Below are 6,001 nucleotides of genomic sequence, written 5' to 3' on the forward strand. Positions count from 1 at the left end.
ACCCCGAAGTCACCATCGACAATCACCGAGAGGACCCCGTGACCGTCTACACCCCCGACTCGCCCTATTCCGCTGCCGACAATCGCTACGAGACGATCCCGTATCGCCGCAGCGGGCGTTCGGGTCTGGACCTGCCGTCGATCTCCTTCGGCCTGTGGCAGAAGTTCGGCACCGACTACCCCTTCGCCACCCAGCGCGAGATCATCCTTCACGCTTTCGATCTGGGCATCACCCACTTCGACAACGCCGACCGCTACGGCCCGCCGCACCGGGCCGCGCAACTGACCTTCGGCGCGGTGCTGTCGAAGGATCTGGCGCCTTACCGCGATGAGCTCATCCTGTCGACGAAGGCCGGCAATCCGATCGGCGCCAGTCCCTATCTTCGTGGCGGCTCCCGCAAATCGCTGGTCGGATCGCTGGAGCACAGCCTGCGCGATCTGGGCACCGACTACGTCGACATCTTCTACCACCACAGCCCCGACCTCGAGACTCCGCTGGAGGAGACGGTCGGCGCGCTGGTCGACGTGGTGCGCCAGGGCAAGGCCTTGTACGTGGGCATCTCCAACTACCGGCCCGACCGGGCGCACGAGATCGCCGAGTTGCTGCGCGGGGAGGGGGTGCCGTTGCTGATCCATCAGACCCGGTATTCGATCTATGATCGCGGCCCCGAACAGAGCGGGCTGCTCGACACCGCCAGTGCCGACGGGTTCGGTGTGATCGTGTATTCACCCCTGGCACAAGGACTGTTGACCGACAAGTATCTCGAGACGATTCCCGAGGGCGCGCGGGCACGCAACAGCGCCTTCCTCTCGCCCGAGGTTATCGACGACACCTATCGGCAGCGCACCGCCGCCCTGAACAAGATCGCCGAATCGCGGGGGCAGTCGCTGGCACAGCTGGCGTTGCAGTGGGTGCTGCGGCGACCCGAGGTCACCTCGGCGCTGATCGGCGCCAGCTCCACCGGACAGCTCGACCACAACCTGGCGGCGCTGAGCTTCCCGGCGCTGACCGAGGAGGAACTGGCGCTCATCGAGGAGCACGGCGTGCACGGAACCGGATCGCGGCGCTGAGATGTCCGGTCCGACATCGGGTTTCCATCTCAACCTGTCGCTGATGACGCCGGGGCACTTCCGGCAGGCGTGGCGGTTGCCGCACGCCGATCCGCTCGCGTATCTGGATATCGACTACTTCCAGCGGCTCGCGCGCATCGCGGAGGCGGCGAAAATCGACGCGGTCTTCCTCGGCGACGGGCCGGCGCTGCGCGGGGAGATCGCGGAGGCGCCGGGCACCGGTATCGATCCGCTGGTGCTGCTGGGCTCCGTCGCGGCGGTGACCGAGCACCTCGGCGTGGTGATCACCTCCTCGACCACCTACAACTCGCCGTACAACCTGGCACGGCGATTCCAGGCGCTCGACCATGTGACCAAGGGACGCGCGGCGGTCAATATCGTCACCACCGGAACACCCGCCGCCGCAGCGAATTTCGGCCTCGACGCCCATCCCGCTCGCGAGACCCGCTATCAGCGGGCCTGGGAATTCCTGGATGTGGTCACCAAACTCTGGGACAGCTGGGATGCCGACTGGCTGGTCGCGGACAAGGCGTCGGGCCGCTACGCCGATCCGGACCGGATCCACCGCATCGACCACGAGGGAGAGATCTTCTCCGTCGCGGGCCCACTGCCGGTGCCGCCGGGCCCGCAGGGTCGGCCGGTCGTGGTGCAGGCGGGCGGGTCGGAGGGCGGCCTCAGGTTGGCCGGGGACTTCGCCGATGTGGTGTTCACGGTGGCTCAGACCCGGGAGCGGGCCGTCGCGTTCCGGGAGGAGATTCGCCGCCGGGCCGTGGCCGCCGGTCGCGGCCCGGACGCGGTGAAGGTCTCACTCGGCGTGGTGGTGCTGGTCGCGGCCACCGAGGAGCAGGCACGTCGCCGCGAACGCGAACTGTACGACCTGCTGCCGATCGAGCGGCTCACCGCCAACCTTCTCGCCAACCTCGGCCTGCCGGCGGGTTCGTTCGGACCCGACGATCCGATCGCCGTCGGAGATCTCCCGGAAAGTATTCCGGCCGAGACGTTTTCGACCGGATTCAGTGAGTCCACCCGGGCGCTGATCGCCGCCGGGCCGCGCACGCCGCGCGAGGTGATCGAACGCGGCGCCGGTGGATCGGGGCATCGCCTGCTGGTGGGAACCCCCGAACAGGTCGCCGACGATCTGCAGCAGTGGTTCGACGCCGGAGCCGCGGACGGGTTCACGATCATGCCGGCCGAAACAGCTGTGGATCTGGAGAACTTCGCGACCGGCGTGGTGCCGATTCTGCAGCGGCGCGGGCTGTTCCAGCGGGAGTATCGGGACCGGACACTGCGTGCGCGCCTGGGGCTGCCGGTGGCGCGCCGGCAGCGGGGCGAGATCGCCGAATCGGCCTGAAAATGGTTGTGCGGCAGCGGTAGTGCCGAGGCGGGGCATCGAGCCCCGCCTCGGTGTTCTCGTTCAGCGCAGCAGCGGCAGCAGCTGCTCGCCCTGGCGGTGGATCTCCTGCAGGTAGGGGGTGTCGGACAGGACGAAATGAGTGATCCCGAGGTCCTGATATTTCCGCAGCGATTTGGCGACGTCCTCGGCCGAACCGACCAGCCAGGTGCTGCCCGCGCCGCCCCCGCCGACCCGGCCCGGCGCGGTGTAGAGGTTGTCGTCGAGCACGTCGCCGCGGGCCGCGAGGTCGTAGAGGCGCTGCTGGCCGACCGCGGCGCGCCACTGCGGTCCCGGGCCCGCCTCATGATTTTTCGCCATCTCCGCGACCCGGGCCTGGGCATCGGCCCATGCCTGTTCGGTGGTGTCGCGCACGACGGTGGTGACTCGCAGACCGAATTCCAGCGGCGGAAGTTCACGTCCGTGCTGCTCGCTCAGCTCTCGCAAACGCTCGATCCGCTCGCGCACGTCGGCGAGCGGCTCACCCCAGAACAGCTGGACATCGGCCACGGTCGCCGCGACTCGCTCGGCGGCGGCCGACGCCCCGCCGAAGTAGAGGGTGGGATGTGGCCTGCCCTCCCGGGCCGGAATGCGCGGCAGCACGGTGGAATCGGTCACCCGGTAGTGCGTTCCGGCGTGAGTGACGTTCTCCTCGGTCCAGAGCCGGCGAACGAGGCGGATGAACTCCTCGGTGCGCCCGTAGCGGGCGGCCTGGTCCTCCTCGGATTCGCCGTAGGCGGCGAGATTGTCCTTCCCGGAGACGATGTTGATCCGGACCCGGCCGCCGGACAGATGGTCGAGTGTGGCGACCGCCGAGGCGAAGTGGGCGGGACGCCAGTAGCCGGGCCGGATGGCGATCAGCGGCTCGAACGACTGGGTGCGCGCGGCCAGCGCCGCCGCCACGGTGAGCGTGTCCGGACGTCCCCATCCGGTGCCGAGCAGTGCGCCCTTCCAGCCGTACTCCTCGAGCGCCCGCGCCTGCGCGGTGAGGGTGTCGAGGCTGTTGTGATCGGTGGTGACGGTGTCGCCCCGGTGGCCCGGTGTCACTTGATTGGGGATGTACCAGAGGAATTCGGCGCTCATCGGGGTCGTCCTGTTCGGTGGTCGCGATCCGAGGCGGGCGCTGCTGGCTACCGCCGGAGGAAGAATGTTCGGCGAGGCGAACACCGAGAGTATGACCCCGCCGGACGGTCCGATCGCCTGTCCGGCAGCTCGCCGAGATCCGTGAAAAGCGCTGTGTACTGCGGAAATCGGTTCTCGCCCGAAATAAATTCCGGGGGATTCGAGGGCGATGCCGAGGCGCCGGTGCTCCGATCGCGAAGGTTCAGTGTGTTTCCGGATCTGGACGACTCTGCGCGAGCGCCGCCGCTGCCGTTGCCACCGCGTCGATCATCCGGTCTCGCTGGGTGCCGGGGAGCCGCGCCGCCAGCTGCCGCTCCAGTGTGGCGCGAATATCGTCGCGCAGCGCGAGCCCGGGCCCGGTCAGGACCGCTCGGGTGATGCGCCGGTCCGCCGGATCCTGTTCGCGCGCCAGCAGTTCCCGGCGCTCCAACCGGTCCACCATTCCGGTGACATTGGTCTTGTCGCATCCGAGCGCCGCGGCGAGCTCGCCGAAGGTGGGCCGCGACTTGTGGACCAGGCACAGCAACTCCAGTTGCTGCGGGGTCAAACCGTAACTGCGCGCGACCTTTCCGTAGAGCACGCTCAGCTCCCGGTGCAATGCGCCGAAGGCGGTCACTGGATCCGGGTCACCGATGGCCATCGGCAAAGTCTAGCTCCCCGACTGTTGACATGCTCCACCAATTAGTCGAGTGTGTGGACTATAGACATACTCATCTATGTGGAGGACTCATGCCGGTAGCGATAGTGACCGGGGCGTCGGCGGGGATCGGGCGGGCGATCGCGGGCCGGCTCGGATCCGAAGGAATGGCTGTCGTCGTCAACTATCTCGGCAACCGCGCCGCGGCCGAGGAACTGGTGACCACCATCGAGGCCTGTGGCGGACACGCGGTGGCCGCCCGGGCCGACGTCTCCGACCCCGCGCAGCTGCGCGGGCTGTTCGATCTGGCCGAGGACGAGTTCGGCGGAGTCGACATTCTCGTGAACAACGCGGGCACCGCTCGGTTCACAGCTCTCGCGCAGGCCACCGACGAGGATTTCGACCTCACCTTCTCGCTCAACGTGAAGGCCACGTTCGTCGCACTGCGGGAGGCGGCGAACCGCCTGCGTGACCACGGCCGGATCGTGGTGATCTCCTCGGGCGTGACCGTCACTCACCGTCCGGGCTCGGCCGTCTATGCCGCGAGCAAGGCCGCCGCCGAGGAGTTGGTGCGTGTTCTGGCCAAGGAGTTGGGTCCGCGCGGCATCACCGTGAACAGTGTGCTGCCGGGTGCGACCCGCACGGAAGCACTCGCCGGTGCACGAAGTACCGCCGCGCTCGAAGAGGTCGCTGCGGCAACGCCTCTCGGCCGCATCGGCGAGCCGGGGGATATCGCCGACATCGTCGCGTTTCTGGTCTCCGGCAACGCGCGGTGGATCACCGGCCAATCCGTGCGCGCCGGCGGCGGACTCTTCTGACCTCCGCGGGCGATCGCGGTAAGAATTGGCCTGAACCAAAGCCTCTGGTCGGCCGCCGGAACGTGCGAATGTCGTTCAGTTATCACGGATATGGACCGCGCCGGGCCCGTTAGGGCATCGGCGTCGTATCCGCCGCAGGGGCGGGACGCGCCCCTCGTGCGGCCTGATCGCGCGATCCATCCACCTCACCGACGGTCCCCGGAGGGCATTATGACGTCGACACACACGGAGCCGGTTCCACCGGCGCTCGACTCCATCGAATTGCAGGCGGTGATCGACGAGATCGCCGCGGATGCCCGGCGCCGCCGCGAGGCGGGCGGGGGCCGACCGGATCGCGCGCTGGCGTTGGCTCGTGAGCATCGCCTGGGCGCGGTGCGGCTGCCGCGCGAACTCGGCGGCGCCGGCTACAACCTGCGCGAATTCTTCGCTCTCGCGGTGCGGCTCGCGCAGGCCGATCCCGACGTCCCGCACATCCTGCGGATCCACTGGGGCACCGTCGAGGAAGCGCTGCGCACACGTGAGACGGAGCGAAGCAGGCAGTGGCTGCGGTGGATCCGCGAGGGCAAGATCTTCGCCGGTGCGCAGTCGGAGCTGTCCGGTCAGCCGGGTGTGTACAGCTACGACACACTGCTCACCGCCGAGGGCGATCATTTCCGGCTCAACGGCCGCAAGTTCTACAGCACGGGCAGCATCTACGCCGACTATCTGCGCATCGGCGCGAACGACGAAGCGGGACAACAGGTCAGCGTGGTCGTACCGGGCGACCGCGAGGGCGTGCTGCACGTCGACGACTGGGACGGCATCGGACAGCGGGAGACCGGCAGCGGCACCACCGTCTTGGACGACGTGCTCGTGCACGCGGACGAGATCGGCGAATTCCGGCTGCTCCCGGGCCCGGGACGACCCCGCAGCCCGCTGGTTCATCTGCTGCTGCACGCGATCGCCGCCGGCATCCTGCGGGCAC

At 68.6% G+C, this 6,001-nt stretch carries 5 protein-coding genes and 1 pseudogene; 4 read left to right on the forward strand and 2 right to left on the reverse strand.

Annotation, left to right across the window (positions count from 1 at the left end):
* Positions 1–38 precede the first annotated feature (38 nt).
* Together ON23_RS34235 and ON23_RS34240 are read left to right on the forward strand one after the other, a co-directional pair.
* Positions 39–1,070, forward strand: coding sequence for an aldo/keto reductase (locus tag ON23_RS34235; RefSeq protein ID WP_039783816.1), 1,032 nt, complete (start codon positions 39–41; stop codon positions 1,068–1,070).
* Position 1,071: 1 nt separating this feature from the next.
* Positions 1,072–2,421 (forward strand): NtaA/DmoA family FMN-dependent monooxygenase, encoded by a 1,350-nt coding sequence (locus ON23_RS34240; RefSeq protein ID WP_039783817.1) that lies wholly within the window; start codon positions 1,072–1,074, stop codon positions 2,419–2,421.
* Positions 2,422–2,484: 63 nt separating this feature from the next.
* Here the strand turns inward: ON23_RS34240 and ON23_RS34245 are convergent, their stop codons facing one another.
* Positions 2,485–3,543: an LLM class flavin-dependent oxidoreductase gene (locus ON23_RS34245; protein WP_039783819.1), complete on the reverse strand. Its 1,059-nt coding sequence runs from the start codon at positions 3,541–3,543 to the stop codon at positions 2,485–2,487.
* A gap of 241 nt (positions 3,544–3,784) precedes the next feature.
* Complete coding sequence (locus tag ON23_RS36405) at positions 3,785–4,222, reverse strand: MarR family winged helix-turn-helix transcriptional regulator (protein WP_051043743.1); 438 nt, start codon at positions 4,220–4,222, stop codon at positions 3,785–3,787.
* An 89-nt stretch (positions 4,223–4,311) separates the two neighbouring features.
* Here ON23_RS36405 and ON23_RS34255 point away from each other — a divergent pair, with 89 nt between their 5' ends.
* Together ON23_RS34255 and ON23_RS34260 are read left to right on the forward strand one after the other, a co-directional pair.
* Positions 4,312–5,037 (forward strand): SDR family oxidoreductase, encoded by a 726-nt coding sequence (locus tag ON23_RS34255; RefSeq protein ID WP_039783821.1) that lies wholly within the window; start codon positions 4,312–4,314, stop codon positions 5,035–5,037.
* Positions 5,038–5,247: 210 nt separating this feature from the next.
* Positions 5,248–6,001: pseudogene (locus ON23_RS34260) on the forward strand (acyl-CoA dehydrogenase family protein); the annotation flags it as partial.

This window comes from Nocardia cerradoensis NBRC 101014 (assembly GCF_000308535.1).
In the GTDB taxonomy this organism is placed as follows: Bacteria; Actinomycetota; Actinomycetes; order Mycobacteriales; family Mycobacteriaceae; genus Nocardia; species Nocardia cerradoensis.